Source organism: Wolbachia endosymbiont of Kerria lacca (assembly GCF_051602725.1).
Classification (GTDB): domain Bacteria; phylum Pseudomonadota; class Alphaproteobacteria; order Rickettsiales; family Anaplasmataceae; genus Wolbachia.
Window position 1 is genome coordinate 1,033,765 of sequence record NZ_CP192272.1, and the last position, 17,693, is coordinate 1,051,457.

Here is a 17,693-nt window from a genome sequence, read left to right on the forward strand (position 1 = left end):
ATTTATTGTTCTTGGATTAATTGATAGCTATTCTCCATACTCAAATCTCTGGCTAAAAATAGCGAGCCACAGATTAGTATGGTTTTGACGTTTTGTATAGAAGCTTTTAGTATGTGATTTGATATAGCATCTCTGATTGATTCACATTCGATAGCATTGATTCCTATATTATGAGCTCCTTCTCTAATTAAATCTGTACTTGTTGCTTTAGGTTCAGATTTAACACAAACGGCGCATAGTAGTTTGATGTATGGCTTTAAGTGCTCTAAGAACTCTGCGACGTTTCTGTTACGAGTAACACCAAAGATCATATAGATACCTTCAGCAAAATTGTCTCTTACCCACTTAGCTAACACTTTGGCACCATCATTGTTGTGCGCGCCATCTAGAAATAATTGCCAATCTTTTGGTAATAAAGAAATTAAATTACCTTCTTTTATAGACTCTAGCCGCGCAGGCCAATAAGTGCTCTGTAAACCTGAAGCAATGTCCTCTTCTCCAATATTAAATCCATACTTCCCACTCAAAATGCTACATGCTGCAATTGCGTTTCCTGAATTGATTATTTGATGATCTCCTTTTAAAGATGGCAAAGAAAATTCTATTGATTGAATAGTCGATTGAAAGACTATTCTGTTATTCTGTTTTTCGCAATTCCACTCAAATCCTCCTCTATATAAGGGAGATTTTTTGTTTATTGCGTGTTGTTCTAGCGTGTTCATTATAGATTTTTCTTGTGGTGCTATTACGCAAGGAACATTAGGTTTCATTATTCCAGCCTTTTCACCTGCTATGGTTTCTACGGTAGGACCAAGATATTCTGTATGGTCAAGTGCAATGGAAGTGATGATCGTTAGAATCGGATTATCTATAACATTTGTTGCATCAAGCCTTCCACCCAGACCCACTTCAACTAAAGTAATATCAGCTTTATGACGAGAAAAAGCTAAGAAGGCTGCAGTCGTTGCGGCTTCAAATAGAGTGATGGGTTGTTCTGCGACTGCTATACGGCATTCTTCCAGTGAGTTATGTAATTCACTATCATCGATATCATTGCCTGCAACAACTATTCTCTCATTAAAATTCACTAAATGTGGAGAAGTGTACGTATGAACTTTATACCCTGCTGCTTGCATTATATATCTTATAAAGGATAGTGTTGATCCTTTGCCATTAGTGCCAGCTATGTGAATTATTGGCGGTATTTTTTTCTCGGGATTACCCAGTTTATTTAGAAAACTTTTTATGCGATCAAGAGAAAAATCCTTTGGCCTACTGCCAATCGGCTTAGGCCAATGAGGCATGTATATCATAAATTATTGTTACGTTTTAATTCATCTATTACACTTGCCATGCCATTCGTGTCGATCTTTTCACTAAATTGAGAACGTTGATTAATAGAAATACTTATTCCACTCATTACAACATCGTTTATTAAGAAAGAATTGTCACTTTTAGTCACTTTAAAGTCAATGTTTGTAAATTCCTCATCACCATAAGAAAATCTTGTTCCTATCAGACAAGTTTCATCGTCAACTGCTCTTGTACTCATTATGATCATTTCACTATTATTTATGTATTTATACAAAATTTTAGCGCACAAACGCGCGAGATATACTTCATATTCTTTTAGAAACTCTTCTTTTTCTTTCTGAGTAGATAAATTCCAATATTTCCCTATGACAAATCGAGATATTCCTTTGAGGTCAACATTATTCTGAATAATTTTCAGAAGTTCTTCTTGTACATGTTCTAGATTTTTTCTATTCCCTTTCATAGACGTGTTGTCTACTTGCTGCTTCATGGCAAGCACAAAAGTTTTGTGCCCTATACAATTCGCGTAAGCACTTGAGGAGATTACAATAAAAATGGTTAAGAACTTAATAAGATTCATAAGATATATTTATTAGCTATGATACTTAAAATGCAAAATTTAACAAAGGCAAAATAATGATCGCTAGTTTTAATATATCTATAGACATACTCTATATAAATAATCTATAATTAATTTAGGGGTCTGTGCTATGCGTTATGAGTTAAGTTAAATTTCCCGAGCGATAATTTCTGATCAAGGGAATTGCCTCTGTTAATTTCATTGAAATTAGTACGTGATGCCCACCTTAACTTTAGGTCTCAGGAATCTACTAAGACTGACGGTAGATATGGATCCCTTTTCCATTATTTAGGTTTATGTTACACCAATATAAAGAACAAGGTGTTTTTTTCTGTTCATCTCATGAGATATTTCAAGTTGTAATTGACGTTGAGAAGTATCCTGATTTTGTTCCTTGGTGCAAAGCTGTTTATATAAAAGAAAAAACTGATAGCCAAATGATTGTGGACCTCCTTGCAGCTTTTCATGGCATTAAAGGAAGTTACACATCAGAAGTGACCTTTCTTTCTCCAAATGGAGCAAATAAAAGTTGGATAAAAGCTGTGTCGTCAAATGGAATATTTAAACATTTATACAACGAATGGAAATTCACTCCTATAGATGAAAGTAAAACTATGGTAGAGTTCTATATAAAGTTTGAATTTAAATCCAATTTGTTTTCCGCCTTATTAAACTCAGTTTATAAATACACACAAAGTAAAATAATTGCTGCATTTAAAGACAGAGTAGAAAGTGTTGCCGAGAAAAAGTTATCTTGACATCATTTATATAAATGCATAAATTCTTTAATAAGTTAAGTGTTTCCATTGTAATGATTTTTAGATTATTGTTCTTACTTATTTTTATAAGTGTTAGTTCTTATGCAGCTATTGAACAAAACTTGCCCAACACTCAAAAAACTGATGAAATAACATCAAAAGAACTACTGTCACTACTGCCTGATGATAAATTATTAGGTGATCCAAAAGCACCAATTTTAATGATAGAATATGCTTCGCTCACTTGTTATCACTGTTCTCTTTTTCATAAGAAAGTTTTTCCTAAAATCAAAGAAAAGTACATAGATACAGGTAAGATGTTATACATATTCCGTCATTTTCCTCTAGATTACAGAGGATTAAAAGCTGCAATGCTAAGTTATTGCTATGAAAAAGAAGAAGACTATTTTAATTTGAACAAAGCTGTGTTTAATGCAATAGACTCGTGGAACTACTCTAATTTTAGTGATTTAACTATACTACAAAAAATTGCTGCACTAAGCAATTTGAAGCAAGATGTATTTAACCAATGCATTAATGATAAAAAGATGATGGACAAAATTATAAATGATAAATCACTTGCAATTAATAAACTTGATATCACAGCTACTCCTGTATTCATCATCAAGATTAACGATGACAAATCATACGTAGAGAATGGTAAAATCAAACATGAAGGATATAGAGAGCTGGAATATTTCACTAATGTAATAGATGAATTATATGGAAAAGCTATAGTGAAGTAATAACACTTTAGCTTACCATATAAAAACCCTATGCTGAATCAGTATTTTTTGATACTGTTTGTTGCTTTTTACGCTCAAACTCTCTTTTTTTACTGTGCCAAGCATAATAATACATAGCAATTTTATTCTCTATTAATACTATCGTTCCATCATAAAATTGGACCATATCCATAACTTTTTTCTGAGCTTCGTTAAAGCGTTCTTTGTACTTCTCGCGATAAGCTGGATTGTGCAGTAATTTCACTCCTTCATTATTATTAGATTTCTTGCTTAACGTTTCAACTTCGTTAGCAATGTTATAAGACATATAACCCCCTCTAATTGATTATAAAAGTTACATTTTAAGAGAGATGTAAAATAAACGATCCCTTAATTCTAGTATAACAATTGGTTATTATACTAGTTAACCATAGTAAAATATATAATAATCTTTGTCACTTAAAATTTTACTTTATAAAATAACAACTTAAAATAAAAATTTTTATTATTCTTAACTCTATTGTTATATCTATAAATCTTATATAGATTAAACCTCCTTAGTTTATATTATAAAACTTAATGCGTCATAACTTTAGCAGAAAATCGTTGTACATAAGAAGCTTATTTGCAAAAGAGTATAAAAAAATAGAAGAACATTGTACTCTTGATAAGAAACAACGTATTCAAATCACTCCTGAAGAAGGAAAATTATTAAATTTATTTATCAAAATCCATAAAGTTAAAAGCATAGTTGAAATTGGCACTTTATATGGTTATTCGTCAATTTGTATGGTAAAAGCTTTACCGAAAGATGGTCATATATATACAATAGAAAATAATCCTCAACACTCAAGAATAGCAAAAAAAAATTTTAGTGCTTTTAATCTAAGTGATAAAATTACTCTAATAGAAGGTGATGCACTGGAAAAAATTAATGAATTATCAGCAAAGGCACCATTTGACATGATATTCATCGATGCTGACAAAAGTAGTTATCCTAAGTATTTAGATTGGGCAGAGTCATACATTAAACAAGATGGGCTAATCGTTGCAGATAACACTCTATTATTTGATACAGTATTTTTAGAATCTCCTCCAAAAGAAGTATCAGAAAAGTCATGGCATGCTATGAGAGAGTTTAACGATAGATTGTCAGATGAAAAAAAATATTTCTCCATATTGATTCCTACTGACGAAGGAATGACTGTAGCTTTAAAACTAACGCAAGTTAAAAATCAAGGTCAGCGTAATGTCTAGGGGGAGTTAAGCCAAAAACTCTCTCTAATAATATTTCGCGAAAACAAGGCCTTGATTTAACAATGGAGTACCATTCTTTTAAAATCTTACTTTTTTCCCAGGGAAAACTATTTACGTAGTCTATTATAGAAATATGTGATGCTAAAGTAATATCGGCTAAAGTGAACTTATCGGTTGCAAGCCAAACGTTCTTGTTAATTAAGTGTTCGATGTATTCCATATGGTAAGGCAGGTTATGCTGAGCTGCATGAAGAAATCTAGAGTCAGGGCTGCGGTTAGTAATTACTTTTTCATTCATAATATACTTAGTAACTTCATTGTAAAATTTGCTATCGAACCAATTGATTAAAGCGCGTATTTTAGACTTAATAATAGTTGATGAACCAAGTAATTTGACGTCACTATTGTAAATCTCTTCTATATATTCACAAATGGCATTACTATCCGCTATTACAAAGTTATTATCTATTAATACTGGTACTTGTCCGATTGGATTGATCTCCATGAATTCATTCCGCTTTTCCCATGGATTTTCATATACCAAATCACAACTCAGCTTTTTTTCCTTGAGAAGAGCTCTAACTTTTCGTGAAAATGGACAAAGAGGAAAATGATATAAAATCATAATATTCCTCTTTTGTTATTCCAATACCTATATGTTGTCATTCCAGTACGTGACATTGGAATCCAGCTTATTTCATTATGGACATTACTTTTAACATATATTCCTAGAATCCATTGTCCATTGTATAATTTCCAAATATTTTTATACTTGAATCCCAGTACAACTGTACGAACATTGTAGTTTGAGAGCAATCCCCACCGGAAGGGTGTCATTTCAGTGATTGACACTGGAATGGCTTTGTTGCACAGCTCTTCGGATAGTGGGTAATGTATAATAAATTCATGAAGCTATATCAAACTTAGCCATGCCTATTTCAGTAAATTTGTTAAGCAAATAACACTTGAGTAGCAGTTCCTTCTCACGATTAATCTCAGATTTATTCCTAAAACTAAATCCAAATATTTGCTTCAGTCGCGAGAAAAAACTTTCTATATAAGATCTCTTCCAATAATTTATCTCTTTTTTCCACCTCTTCATACCATCTTCATCATATGACTTTATGAGCTTGATTGTAGAATTTCTCTCATTCATATAATCCAACTTTGGATGCTCTACTGCATTATTTTGCGGAGGAATCCTTGTCTTTATGTCAAGCTCATCGCACAGTTTGTATAACTTCTTTCGATTATATGCCCTATCTGCATATATCGTGCTTATGTTATACTTGGTATCCACTCTTTCAATAAGATCACAGGCTCCATAGTGGTCGGAATAAACTCCACTACTGTATTTTGCAGCTATAACTTTTTTACTACCTATCTCTAGCATTACATGTAGCTTTCTTGTTTGCTCATAGCGGCGATACTTTCTATCTGTACCATTTGCCTTACTATGGCCTGGAATATTATTGTAGATGCTGATACCTGTACTATCTATAGCAATTTCAATATCTTCCATATCGTTCTTATCAACTCTGCAGTCGTTGATTTTGATATTAAGCTTTTTAAACCTTCTTGAAGCCTGCGAATAGCTGATAATTTGCAAAATTTTCCCTATTTGCTCAAGATATTTCTCTATAAATCCCACTGTTTGCCTAAGACCAATCCTGAATAGATAGGTTATTATGTGAATTAGAATCACTACTTTGTCGCTGTAGACATTGTTGCCACCTGCTACTTTTGGACTATTTTCGTACCAATTTTCAATGGCATCGTTGATATAATGAAAAACATTTCCCCTTTCTTGAAGAAATTTGTTATATTCATTGCAGTTACTGACTTTCATTCTTATTGGCATATTTTTCCTTTGTCGGCTAAATATCTATTTTATAACAAATTCCATCAGTAACTGCCTGTTCTTTCCTTGAGTGGTGCAACAAAGCCATCCCAGTGTCTGGGCACTGGGATGACAGAAGAAGAGTATTTTAGGTAACAGCTGTTTACTCCAAAGTAATGTTGCAAAAGGTCTAACATATAAATTATAAGGCTAATATAGAATATACCTTGCTAAAAAAAAAAAAAGAGTATAACCTTTTATAAGGTATGCAGGCAAAAATTCTGTAACTTGGTCAGGTCAGAAATGAAGCAACCATATCAGAATCTTTTTGGGTTGCATACCTATTTGTACTATTTGTTTTATTCTAGGCTATGAACATAGCATTAAAATATCGTCCTAGTAGCTTTAAAGATTTAGTAGGTCAAGATATATTGGTGCGTATACTAGAAAATGCTTTTACTCTCAACAAAATTCCACAATCTATACTGCTTTCTGGTAGCAGTGGAATTGGTAAAACCACCACTGCAAGAATAATAGCTTTATGTTTGAATTGCTCATTGGGGCCAACTTTTGAACCTTGTGGATCATGTACAAGTTGTCTGGCAATAAAAAATTCAAGCCATCCAGATGTAGTTGAAATCGATGCGGCAAGTCACACTAGTGTTGAGGATGTTAGAGCGATCTTGGGAGATATTTGCTATTTACCAATAAGTTCTAAATTTAAAGTTTACATTATAGATGAAGTACACATGTTATCCAGTAATGCATTTAATGCATTACTTAAAACTCTAGAAGAACCACCATCTAGCGTAAAGTTTATTCTAGCAACTACAGAAATAAAAAAGATACCAATAACTGTTATTGCGCGTTGTCAAAGGTTTGACTTACATAACATTCCTTCAGCTAAGATAATGGAGCGTTTAAATGATATTGCACAAAAAGAAAATTATTTTATTGAAAAAGAAGCATCGGAATTAATTGCGCACCACTGTAGCAATTCAATGCGTAACGCTTTATTTTTGATGAATCAAGCAGTGCTATATAGCAAAGATGGTACAATATCCACTCAAAGTGTTAAAGACATACTTGGTCTAGTAGATAGAAACGTTATATTTGATCTACTGGAAGCAGTATTAGATAGTGATTTACAGAAGGCTTTGTTAGTATTCGACAATGTGGTAAAAACAGCAAATCCGCTCAATATTTTTGAAGATCTGCTGCAAACAATCCAGTTAATATGCCGTTTTTTAATTACAAAAGAGATTGATACAGAATATGAGAAGAGCAGAGTAAAAGATTTGAGTGCAAAAAAGTCTTTAATATTTTTTTCGAGATTGTGGAAGGTGCTGCTTAAGGGTATTCAAGATATAAAAATTTCAACGTGCAATGAGGTTGCTGCTGAAATGATGTTAATTAGCCTTTGTTATCTTTCTGATTTGCCTTCTCCGGAACAGGTGATCAAAAAAATTCTTTCACAGAATGTAGAGCAAGGAAATAGACAGGGCAGACCTGTTGCACCTTCCCCCTCTGTCATCCAAGTAACTGACTACTCGGATCCAAAAAAATATGTGGAAAAACCCCACTCTGTCATCCCAGTGCGTGACACTGGGATCCATGTGAAAAATAAACAACAAAATTACGATTTTGATAAGATTTTGCAACTATTAAGGCGGAGTAACCAAATTTATCTTTACAAACAACTGTGTAGTAATCTAAAATTAATAGATTGTAAATTTGGGTATTTAAAATTAAAAGCTGTATCTAACTTGAACAGTAATTTTTGTAATGACTTGAAAAGTTACTTAAATCAAGCTACTAATCAGGAGTGGGTTATTATAGTTGATACGAGTTATATGAATAGGGAAGTGAGTAATTTAAATTATCCACCTGTAGTTAAGGATATATTAAATACGTTTAAAGGTGCAAAGGTAGTTAATATAGAAAATAAGGAGTAGGTTGTGGATTTCAGTCAAATAATGAAGCAAGCGCAAGAAATGCAAAAAAAGCTTGCGGAAGCCCAAGAAAAATATATTGGAAAAGAGTTTCAAGGTATTTCTGGTGGTGGCAAAGTTTCTGTATTAGTGGAAGTTATAAAAATAGGTGGCTATAAAGCTAAAAAGGTAAACATAGACTTAGAGCTTATGAGAAATGAAGAAAAAGACATAGTAGAAGATTTAGTGACAGCAGCGTTTAATGATGCAATTAAAAAAGCAGAAGAAGATATGGCAAATGCAACCTCTGATCTTGCAGGTATGATGGGGTTACCACCTGGATTTAAACTTCCTTTTTAAATTTACTACTGAAGTTTGACTTAATGCAGTAACTAAGTGTTTTCCTTTTATACTAGTACTTCCATGAAGTACATTCATATTACTGCATGAATATGCAGCAATTCACAATGATGAATGCAGATCAGAAGATAAAAAGACATTAGTGAAATAGGTGTCAGAAGATCAAGAGTAAAAAAAGTAGAGTAACTCTATTTATTAATTAATAAAATCTTTGTATTTTCCTAAAAGTTAGTTAAGATACAGAAGGTTTTGTGTTATTAAGTTAGCACTTGACTTAACTTTAGTTATTATTTAGACTGCTAAAGTGGAATTTTAATTTTTTTAACGAGGGCAATTATGCATTATAAAAAGTTTTTTTCGGCAGCTGCTTTAGTGACGTTGCTAAGCCTATCAAACTCTGCTTTTTCATCAGACCCTATTGGTCCAATAAGTGATGAAGAAACTAGCTACTATGTTCGTTTGCAATATAATGGTGAAGTTTTACCTTTTAAAACAAAGATTGATGGTGTTACATATAAATCAGGTAAGGACAACAATAGTCCCTTAAAAGCATCTTTTCTAGCTGGAGGTGGTGCATTTGGTTATAAAATGGATGATATTAGGGTTGATGTTGAAGGACTTTACTCACAATTGAGTAAAGATGCAGATGTAGTAGATACTTCTCCAGCAGTTGTAGAAAGTTTAACAGCATTTTCAGGACTAGTTAATGTTTATTACGATATAGCAATTGAAGATATGCCTATCACTCCATATGTTGGTGTTGGTGTTGGTGCAGCGTATGTAAGCAATCCTTTAGTAACAGAGGTTACTGGTGATAAAAAATCTGGATTTGGTTTTGCTTATCAAGCAAAAGCTGGTGTTAGTTATGATGTAACCCAAGAAATCAAGCTTTATGCTGGTGCTCGTTATTTTGGTTCTTATGGTGCTAATTTTGGTAAGACAGCTAAAGATGATGGCGTAATCAAAGTTCTTTACAGCACTGTTGGTGCAGAAGCTGGAGTAGCGTTTAATTTCTAGTCTATCTTTGTCTTATTATCCCAGTGGGTTTTTCTTATCATTCAAGTAGCATGACACTGGGATCTAGAAAAAAGAAATGTGAATTCCAGTGTTTGAGCACTGGAATAACACATTATTTATTTAATGTAGTTTTTATCGTTACACGCTGGCAATTTTAATTCTACATTTAGGTAGCTGTTGTTAAGATCTCAACTAGATATAAAGTTATGCTTTTTTAATTAAAGCTTGAATTTTTCACTGAAAATCAATATATTATATGTATAGAGTTTTAATTTAAGTTATTATGTTGACCCCAGTAGCAAATTTATGTGTTAATAGTAGCACTAATCTCATGCAATATATTGCTGAAGTGCGAAAATTTCCTATGCTTTCCCAAGAAGAGGAAGTGCGATTAGCAAAAAATTGGCAAGAATACCAGGATATTTCTTCTGCTCACAGGTTGATTACTAGCCATTTGAATTTGGTAGTAAAAATTGCAATGAAATTTAAGAATTACGGTCTATTGTTGATGGACCTGGTCATGGAAGGAAATATGGGTTTAATGCATGCAGTGAAAAAGTTCAATCCTGACTTGGGATTTCGTTTTTCAACTTATGCAGTATGGTGGATTGAAGCTTCAATGAAAGACTTTATATTAAAATCTTGGTCACTTGTAAAAATAGGTACAACGCAAGCACAAAGGAGATTGTTTTTTAGTTTACGTAAAATAAAAAAAAGAATTTTACAATACACAAACAGAGAAACTTTGAGTAAAGAAGAAATAAAAGCAATATCAAATGAGCTTTCTGTATCTGAAGAAGATGTTGTACAGATGAGCTATCGTCTGGCTTGTAAGGATCAGTCGTTAAATAATTGTATAAAAATAGGTGATGACTCTAAAAAGGAGTTACAAGATATGATTCCGTGTAATTTAGTTAGTCAAGAAGTAGCTTACCAGAATCATGAAGAAAAGGCATTAAAAGAAACAATTTTAAGCAATGCGCTGGCAAGTCTTAATGAAAGATCAAGAGACATTTTCATTAGCAGATATTTATCTGAGAATACTCAGACTTTGGATGAGCTTAGCAAAAAATATTGTGTTTCAAGAGAAAGAATAAGACAGCTGGCTGAGCAAGCGATGAGTAAGGTAAAACAACATATAAAATCAGAGAGTTTGAAATTCGGTTTACATGCGTAGTCTTTTCGTATTTCTAATATTTCTTTCAATAGACACTCTTGCATCGGTTAGTAATGTACAACTGAGCGAAAAATATAAAGACTGGTTTGTGTATACTGCATTGGAAGATGGTGAAAAAGTGTGTTATATTGTATCTCATCCTAAGAAAAAAAGTGAACATTATACAGCCGATCGCAAGCCGTATGTAATGGTCAGTTACGTTGATAAAAAAGCAGATGAGGTGAGCGTCACTTCTGGCTTTCAGTATAATAATGAGCCTGTAGTTCTCAATATCGATAAAAAAATTAAATATCAATTGCCAATAATACAGGGAAGTCTTGCGTGGACAGATGATACAAAAATGGACCAAGATTTGATTCTAAAAATGAAGCAGGGATTATCAATGGTAGTTAATGGAAAAGTAAAAACAGCAAATGTTGATGATACTTATTCCTTGCTTGGCTTTCAAAAAGCGTACCAAAAAATGCATGACTTATGCCATACAAAGTAAATTATTGATCACTAAAGTATAAGATAGGCTGTTTTGTCTCTCAGACAAAAATATGGATATCACTTTACATAGAATATGAATATCATTTAAAATATATTTTTGAGAATTAATATGTCAAAAATTGTAGATATAGGAATCAAAGAACAAAGTTCTGTGTGTGAACAAATGCGTTTTAGTGTAAGTCGTGCAAGCCTTTTAAATACGCTATCCAGGGTAAGTGGAGTGGTTGAAAGGCGCAACGCGATAGATGTTTTAGCGTGTATAAATATCAAAGCACAATATGGTAGCATAAAATTGAAGGCTACTGATCTTGACATTTCAATATTTGCCTCACTTACTGCAAATGTATCAGCAGAAGGAGAAGTGAAAATCTCAGCACATACTTTACATGATATAGTGAAAAAATTGCCAACTAATTTGGATGTCAATTTCGAAATGAATAATCAAGGAAAATTATTGATATCCTGTGGAAATGCAAATTTTTCTTTACCGAACGTAGTTTCAAATAACTTCCCTGTTCTTGAAGAAGGTGATCATCAATACGATTTCACTCTACTAAGTGCAGATTTGGTAGACTTGTTGACTAAAACGAAGTTTGCTGTGTCGCTAGATGATACAAGGTATAATTTGAATGGGATATATCTGCATACAGATGAGCAATTTCTGTACTGCGTTGCAACTGATGGCCACCGTTTATCATGTATAAAAAGGCCTAAACCTGAAGATATCAACGGAGAATTTGGGGTGATCATTCCACGTAAAACTATCATGGAACTGTTGAAAGTATTGGATGATTGTAATGAGATAAATATAAAACTTTCAGATAGAAAAATCAAATTTACATGTGGTGAGTATATTCTAATATCAAAATTGATAGATGGAACTTTTCCAGATTACAAAGCCGTTATTCCAACGTCTCAAGATAAACAAATGATTGTTGAGAGTAGCAAACTTGCTAGTGTTATAGACCGAGTTTCCGTTGTTGTGTCCGATAAAATAAAATCAATTAAATTTTCATTGCAAGAGAATTTATTAACTCTACATTCAAATTCCCAAGAGTGTAGTGATGCAACTGAGTCTATAGAAGTGGATTACGATGGAGCTCTTATGGAAGTAGGATTTAATTCTCGTTATTTGCTTGATGTTTTATCCTGTATAGAAAACAAGTGTAAATTTAGCTTATCAGATGGTAATAGCGCTACAATTATCACTGATGAAGATGATCCAAGTGCACTATATATAGTAATGCCAATGAGGACTTAAGCTAGTAATCTATCTTTACTAAGTATAAGCCGTGAGGCGGTGCAGTGATTCCAGCAGCGTTTCTTTTACATTGACTTAATATGTTTAGCATTTCTTGTGGATTAGTTCTATTTTTTCCAAATTCAACTAAAGTACCAACAATAATCCTCACCTGGTTATGTAAAAAGGAAATCGCAGATATTTTGATGTATATGTGACTTCCGTTTTGTACTATATCAATATCATCGATTGTTCTGACCGGATTTGTAGCTTGACAATCTTTTGAGCGAAAGCTTGAAAGATTATGTTTTCCAAGCAGGTGTCTAGCAGCTTCACGCATGATGTTTACGTCAAGTGGGTTAAATACTTGCCACACATAACCGATTTCCAGAGCTGCAGGAGCGTAGCGATTAATTATTCTATATTCATAATATCTTTTTTTTGCTGAAAATCGCGCATGAAATGCATCATCTACGGCTTCTGCACTAAGCACAACTATAGGAATCGCTTTTAAGTGATAGTTTATTCCATTTCTTATTCTGTAAAGCTCAAATTGCCTTTCCATATTGAAATGAGCAACTTGCCCTAAAGCATGAACCCCTGTGTCAGTTCTGCCACCACAATGCAAAGAGACTCTCTCGCCACTGAAATTAAATATAGCGTTTTCTATGGTTTCCTGAATTGAGTTAGCAGAGTGTTGTTGCTTTTGCCAGCCAGAGAAACTACTACCATTGTATTCTATCGTTATTTTGTATCGCACTACAAAGTCTATCTATCTAATTTTAGGTAACTAACGTTCTTCGTTATTAAAAAACCCTTGGCAGATTGGTTGCGTTCAATTACCATGGAGACTATACAAGTTAATAAATGATCCATGGCACATAATCCAGAAGAAAGAAATAATGATAAGCAAAAAGCACTAGATAATGCAATAAGTCAAATTGAAAAAGCATTCGGTAAAGGTGCAATAATGAAACTAAAGCAAAATCCTGTAGAAAAAATAGACACGATATCTACAGGGTCGATTGCACTTGATTCAGCTCTGGGTGTTGGGGGATTGCCAAAAGGACGTATAATTGAGATATTTGGCCCTGAGAGTTCTGGTAAAACTACCCTTGCTTTGCATGTAATTGCTGAAGCACAGAAAAAAGGAGGTTTATGTGCATTTATCGATGCGGAACACGCACTGGATGTTATATATGCTCGTAAACTTGGAGTGAAAACTGATGATTTGGTAATTTCACAACCAGACACTGGAGAGCAGGCGTTGCATATTGTTGAGTATTTAGTGTGTTCTAGTGCAGTTGATGTAATAGTTATTGATTCTGTTGCAGCACTAACTCCAAGAGCTGAAATTGAAGGGGATATGGGCGATCAGCACATGGGACTACAAGCAAGACTTCTAAGCCATGGACTCAGGAAACTAACTTCTGTAGTTTCAAAAGCAAACTGTATATTGATATTTATCAACCAAATTCGTATGAAAATAGGAGTAGTATATGGAAATCCTGAAACTACCACTGGTGGAAATGCGTTAAAATTCTATACTTCTATAAGACTTGATATAAGAAAAGTTGGTGCGATAAAGGATAAGGAGAATATTACGGGTAATGAAACGAGAGTTAAAGTTGTAAAAAATAAAGTTGCTCCTCCGTTTAGAGAGGCAAAATTTGATATAATGTACAATGAAGGCATATCAAAACTTGGAGAAATAATAGATATAGGAGCAAAACTTGGTGTACTTGAAAAGGCAGGTGCTTATTATTCATATAACAATACGCGTCTTGGCCAAGGAAGAGAAAATGTAAAAAGTTACCTCAAGGCAAACAAAGAAATTGCAAGTGAAATAGAAACAAAAATCAGAGATTTATTTAAAAATCATGATAATTCCATTGCAATAGAAGAGGAACGCGAACAACTTCTAGAAGAATCAGTATTCTAATCTAAATTAGTTTGTATTGGGCAGTATTCGTTTGCTATACTAAAGTTTCACTCTCAACCGAGTTGATAAAAGCTGTGGTATCTCCTTGCAGCATTAGGTGTATATTTTTTGCTATTTTTTCCACTAAGAGGATAACGTTATCAAAATTTTCAAATTTTGATAACACATAGTCTGCTAAGCTTTTCTGACCTTCAGGCCTGCCTACTCCAAATCTTAAACGCCAATAATCATTACCAATAAAGCTATCTATAGACTTAAGTCCATTATGTCCAGCAGAACTACCACCTTTTTTTACTTTTATTCTTCCAAATTTCAAGTCAGCATCATCATGTATGACAACAATATTGTCTAGCGATAATTTGTAAAAATTTTTTATTTTTGCAACAGGAATACCTGAATTATTCATAAACGAATAAGGCTTTATTAGCATAACTTTATTATTGTTAATTATGCCAGAGGTTATCAAGTAATCGGCTTTCTTAGAAAATGACTGAAAATTCCAATATTTGTAGATTGCGTCAATAACGATAAAACCAATATTATGATGAGTTAACTCATATTGACTACCAGGATTACCAAGCCCAGCTATTAAATGCACTACTCCTCTGTTTTTGTTTGAGTCTCTTCAACATCACTATCGGCAGCAGAGATTGTTACAATGGTGAAATTTTCTTCCTCATGAGCTACAAATTTAACACCTTCTGGCAATTTTACATCATTGATATGTATAGACTGACCAATCATTTTGCCAGACAAATCAATTTCTATGACTTGAGGTATTTTCTCAGGAGAGCATTTGACAGTAATAGAACGACACAGAACATTAAGCACTCCACCTAATTTGATTCCTGGTGATTTACTTTCATTGATGAATGATAAAGGTATATCTATTTTAATTTCACTACCTTTATCAACAAACTGAAAATCAACATGTTGCACAGTATCCTTTACTACATGCCATTGAATATCACGAACAAGAGCATATTCTTTTTTCCCTGAAATATCTAGTTCTATTAAATGTGCAGAAAGAGCACCTGATTTATATTGTTTAGTAAATTCCTTTGCAGACAATGTCAAATTTACGTTATCATGCCCTTTACCATATATAACTGCAGGTATACTTCCCTTCTCCCTCAGAGCCTGCATCGCTTTCTTTTTTTTTACATCACGTAACTCTGCATTAATTGTTACCATTTCTTGCTGTGCCATCGATTACTCCTATTCAGCTAATCCTTTTTATATAATTTAATAATATAACATAAAAATATTTATTTCAAACTTCATTCTTTCACACTAATTCTTTGTGGAAAAATTTATTTAGATATATACTTAAGATTACGTAGTAAGAGCTATGAGTATTAACGATCAAGTAGTTTTTAAGATGTATAAGCCAACAAAAACTGCAACACAATCTGGCTTAGGTAATACAAAATTCTGGTACCTAAAAATTGAGCCTTGTTCTTACTATATTGAACCTTTGATGGGATGGGTTGGCTCAAAAGATCCCCAAAAACAGATTGTATTAAAGTTTGATTCTCTTGAAAAAGCAATATCTTACGCAAAGAAACACAACACAAATTACACAATTGAAATGCCAAAAGATGTTAAAAGACTGCCAAAATCTTATGCAAATAACTTTATACTAAAGTAAATTTTATTGTAGTGTGTTTATCTAAAAACCTAAACCTAATCGTTACTATGATTTTGCTAACGCACTGCGGCTATTTAGAAAGTTGAACCTGGCTAGCTAGTATCAAAGAGTTATTTTTTAGGTATTTCTCCGTAAGACTGCAAGTTTTTTTGGATTACTCAAATAACTTCATTCTGCTTGAAGAACTTTTATGTTGCTTTGCACTAAATTAATTTCACGCTTTATTTGTGTTAGCTATTTATTTAGTGATTGGACATATAATTTTACCTTAAATAATCCTACAATGCTGAAGAAAAACATAATTATTGAAATGGCACGAAAGGTCCTCATGATAACCTCTGTATAGCTCTTAATTTTGCTGAACGCGCACGCGGATTTGCATTTATTTCTTCCGCACTTGCTTTAATCACTTTTTTGTTTAAAAGGGAGAATGTCTTGGTAGGTCCTGGTTCACACAAATCTTTAAAAAGGGTTTTAACTATACGATCTTCTAGAGAATGAAAGGTAACTACAATTAATTTGCCGTTTTCACTTAAAATCTCAGATGCAGCTTTAATACCCTTTTCAAGCTCTCCTAGCTCATCATTTACCCATATTCTGATTGCCTGAAATGTCCTAGTTGCAGGGTCAATCTTGCTTTTTCCACGAAACACTACAGAACGTACAATATCCGCAAGTTCAAATGTAGTTTTGATAATTTTCTTCTTCCGCGCATTTACTATCGCTCTTGCGATTCTGCGGGAATGACGCTCACCCCCATAATTATATATAGTGTTCGCAATCTCTTCTTCACGTAAAGCGTTAACAAATGTCGAAGCATTCATATGAGAATAGTTATCCATGCTCATGTTAAGTGGGCCATCACGTAGAAATGAGAATCCTCTATCTCCATTATCAAGCTGCATAGATGAAACTCCAACGTCGAAAACTATTCCATTGATACCTTTAATATTATTACTATCTAATAAATCTTTGATATTACTAAACTTTTCAATAAATAACTTTATTCTATTAGGGTATTTAACATTTAGATCATCATAAAATTTGGTAACTGTTTCATCCCTATCAATTGCATACACTTTGCAATCAGCGGATTCCAATATTGCTTTGCTATATCCTCCAGCCCCAAATGTAGCATCTACATATATGCCACCACTTTGTGGTGCTAATTGAAATAGCATCTCTTTTAACAAAACTGGAGTATGTGTCATATCAAGAGACTTTGTGCACTTAAATTAAAATAACTTTCTCGCCAAAAAATATATGGAAATATATAGGTATAGTATAAGAATATTTAAATATAATCAACGATATAAAAATTTAATAAGATAATATTATTAATATAACATTTACATAATTCACGTTTGAAAAAGTAAGTAATATTACTATAATATCAAACAAATTACGGA

21 protein-coding genes and 2 other RNA genes are annotated in these 17,693 nt (G+C 33.0%); 13 read left to right on the top strand and 10 right to left on the bottom strand.

Features of this window, described 5'->3' with window-relative positions:
* Positions 1-2 precede the first annotated feature (2 nt).
* Positions 3-1,313 (bottom strand): bifunctional folylpolyglutamate synthase/dihydrofolate synthase, encoded by a 1,311-nt coding sequence (locus ACQ4M0_RS04750; RefSeq protein WP_063630904.1) that lies wholly within the window; start codon positions 1,311-1,313, stop codon positions 3-5.
* Positions 1,310-1,894, bottom strand: a complete 585-nt coding sequence (locus ACQ4M0_RS04755; RefSeq protein WP_213863858.1) for an MlaC/ttg2D family ABC transporter substrate-binding protein — start codon at positions 1,892-1,894, stop codon at positions 1,310-1,312. The genes ACQ4M0_RS04750 and ACQ4M0_RS04755 overlap by 4 nt, the downstream gene beginning before the upstream one ends.
* 117 nt (positions 1,895-2,011) lie before the next feature.
* Between ACQ4M0_RS04755 and ssrS the strand changes: the two genes are divergently transcribed.
* The 3 genes from ssrS to ACQ4M0_RS04770 all read left to right on the top strand — a co-directional run bounded on the left by ssrS (position 2,012) and on the right by ACQ4M0_RS04770 (position 3,398).
* Positions 2,012-2,173, top strand: a non-coding RNA gene (gene ssrS, locus ACQ4M0_RS04760) — 6S RNA.
* A gap of 17 nt (positions 2,174-2,190) precedes the next feature.
* The gene (locus tag ACQ4M0_RS04765; RefSeq protein WP_006013504.1) at positions 2,191-2,652 is read left to right on the top strand and encodes a type II toxin-antitoxin system RatA family toxin; all 462 of its coding nucleotides are present in this window, start codon (positions 2,191-2,193) and stop codon (positions 2,650-2,652) included.
* Positions 2,653-2,666: 14 nt separating this feature from the next.
* Positions 2,667-3,398, top strand: a complete 732-nt coding sequence (locus tag ACQ4M0_RS04770) for a thioredoxin domain-containing protein (RefSeq protein WP_063630906.1) — start codon at positions 2,667-2,669, stop codon at positions 3,396-3,398.
* A gap of 28 nt (positions 3,399-3,426) precedes the next feature.
* Here ACQ4M0_RS04770 and ACQ4M0_RS04775 read toward each other — a convergent pair whose 3' ends face one another.
* On the bottom strand, positions 3,427-3,705 hold the full coding sequence (locus ACQ4M0_RS04775; protein ID WP_010403908.1) for a DUF2671 domain-containing protein: 279 nt from the start codon (positions 3,703-3,705) through the stop codon (positions 3,427-3,429).
* Between the two features lie 251 nt (positions 3,706-3,956).
* On the opposite strand from ACQ4M0_RS04775, the gene ACQ4M0_RS04780 reads away from it, so the two are divergent.
* Complete coding sequence (locus ACQ4M0_RS04780) at positions 3,957-4,634, top strand: O-methyltransferase (RefSeq protein ID WP_006013497.1); 678 nt, start codon at positions 3,957-3,959, stop codon at positions 4,632-4,634.
* On the opposite strand, the gene ACQ4M0_RS04785 is transcribed toward ACQ4M0_RS04780, so the two are convergent.
* Genes ACQ4M0_RS04785 through ACQ4M0_RS04795 form a run of 3 tightly spaced genes read right to left on the bottom strand, consistent with a single transcriptional unit; the run spans position 4,606 to position 6,495 of the window.
* The gene (locus ACQ4M0_RS04785; protein ID WP_019236837.1) at positions 4,606-5,259 is read right to left on the bottom strand and encodes a glutathione S-transferase family protein; all 654 of its coding nucleotides are present in this window, start codon (positions 5,257-5,259) and stop codon (positions 4,606-4,608) included. The two genes, ACQ4M0_RS04780 and ACQ4M0_RS04785, sit on opposite strands and share 29 nt — an antisense overlap.
* Complete coding sequence (locus tag ACQ4M0_RS04790; protein ID WP_438456313.1) at positions 5,256-5,486, bottom strand: hypothetical protein; 231 nt, start codon at positions 5,484-5,486, stop codon at positions 5,256-5,258. The genes ACQ4M0_RS04785 and ACQ4M0_RS04790 overlap by 4 nt, the downstream gene beginning before the upstream one ends.
* 52 nt (positions 5,487-5,538) lie before the next feature.
* Complete coding sequence (locus ACQ4M0_RS04795; protein WP_213863789.1) at positions 5,539-6,495, bottom strand: IS5 family transposase; 957 nt, start codon at positions 6,493-6,495, stop codon at positions 5,539-5,541.
* 235 nt (positions 6,496-6,730) lie between these two features.
* Between ACQ4M0_RS04795 and ffs the strand changes: the two genes are divergently transcribed.
* The 7 genes from ffs to dnaN all read left to right on the top strand — a co-directional run bounded on the left by ffs (position 6,731) and on the right by dnaN (position 12,712).
* An RNA gene (gene ffs / locus ACQ4M0_RS04800) (signal recognition particle sRNA small type) lies at positions 6,731-6,829 on the top strand.
* A 16-nt stretch (positions 6,830-6,845) separates the two neighbouring features.
* Positions 6,846-8,429 (top strand): DNA polymerase III subunit gamma/tau, encoded by a 1,584-nt coding sequence (dnaX, locus tag ACQ4M0_RS04805; protein ID WP_438456314.1) that lies wholly within the window; start codon positions 6,846-6,848, stop codon positions 8,427-8,429.
* A gap of 21 nt (positions 8,430-8,450) precedes the next feature.
* Complete coding sequence (locus tag ACQ4M0_RS04810; protein WP_006013488.1) at positions 8,451-8,765, top strand: YbaB/EbfC family nucleoid-associated protein; 315 nt, start codon at positions 8,451-8,453, stop codon at positions 8,763-8,765.
* A gap of 336 nt (positions 8,766-9,101) precedes the next feature.
* Entirely contained in the window at positions 9,102-9,782 is a 681-nt protein-coding gene (locus tag ACQ4M0_RS04815) for a P44/Msp2 family outer membrane protein (protein WP_438456315.1), read from the top strand.
* A gap of 283 nt (positions 9,783-10,065) precedes the next feature.
* On the top strand, positions 10,066-10,959 hold the full coding sequence (locus ACQ4M0_RS04820; protein ID WP_012481951.1) for an RNA polymerase factor sigma-32: 894 nt from the start codon (positions 10,066-10,068) through the stop codon (positions 10,957-10,959).
* On the top strand, positions 10,952-11,449 hold the full coding sequence (locus ACQ4M0_RS04825) for an invasion associated locus B family protein (protein ID WP_019078627.1): 498 nt from the start codon (positions 10,952-10,954) through the stop codon (positions 11,447-11,449). The genes ACQ4M0_RS04820 and ACQ4M0_RS04825 overlap by 8 nt, the downstream gene beginning before the upstream one ends.
* Positions 11,450-11,560: 111 nt before the next feature.
* Entirely contained in the window at positions 11,561-12,712 is a 1,152-nt protein-coding gene (dnaN, locus tag ACQ4M0_RS04830) for a DNA polymerase III subunit beta (RefSeq protein WP_007302325.1), read from the top strand.
* Position 12,713: 1 nt separating this feature from the next.
* Here the strand turns inward: dnaN and truA are convergent, their stop codons facing one another.
* A complete protein-coding gene (truA, locus tag ACQ4M0_RS04835; RefSeq protein ID WP_007302324.1) occupies positions 12,714-13,451 on the bottom strand; it encodes a tRNA pseudouridine(38-40) synthase TruA in 738 nt (245 codons plus the stop codon).
* Positions 13,452-13,565: 114 nt separating this feature from the next.
* Between truA and recA the strand changes: the two genes are divergently transcribed.
* A complete protein-coding gene (gene recA / locus ACQ4M0_RS04840) occupies positions 13,566-14,633 on the top strand; it encodes a recombinase RecA (protein WP_007302323.1) in 1,068 nt (355 codons plus the stop codon).
* 34 nt (positions 14,634-14,667) lie between these two features.
* Here recA and pth read toward each other — a convergent pair whose 3' ends face one another.
* On the bottom strand, positions 14,668-15,231 hold the full coding sequence (gene pth, locus ACQ4M0_RS04845) for an aminoacyl-tRNA hydrolase (protein WP_007302322.1): 564 nt from the start codon (positions 15,229-15,231) through the stop codon (positions 14,668-14,670).
* On the bottom strand, positions 15,231-15,842 hold the full coding sequence (locus ACQ4M0_RS04850) for a 50S ribosomal protein L25/general stress protein Ctc (RefSeq protein WP_007302321.1): 612 nt from the start codon (positions 15,840-15,842) through the stop codon (positions 15,231-15,233). Before ACQ4M0_RS04850 ends, pth begins: the two co-directional genes overlap by 1 nt.
* Before the next feature lie 142 nt (positions 15,843-15,984).
* On the opposite strand from ACQ4M0_RS04850, the gene ACQ4M0_RS04855 reads away from it, so the two are divergent.
* On the top strand, positions 15,985-16,284 hold the full coding sequence (locus ACQ4M0_RS04855) for an ETC complex I subunit (protein WP_438456316.1): 300 nt from the start codon (positions 15,985-15,987) through the stop codon (positions 16,282-16,284).
* A 326-nt stretch (positions 16,285-16,610) separates the two neighbouring features.
* Here ACQ4M0_RS04855 and rsmH read toward each other — a convergent pair whose 3' ends face one another.
* Positions 16,611-17,495, bottom strand: a complete 885-nt coding sequence (gene rsmH / locus ACQ4M0_RS04860) for a 16S rRNA (cytosine(1402)-N(4))-methyltransferase RsmH (protein WP_213863862.1) — start codon at positions 17,493-17,495, stop codon at positions 16,611-16,613.
* Positions 17,496-17,693 lie beyond the last annotated feature (198 nt).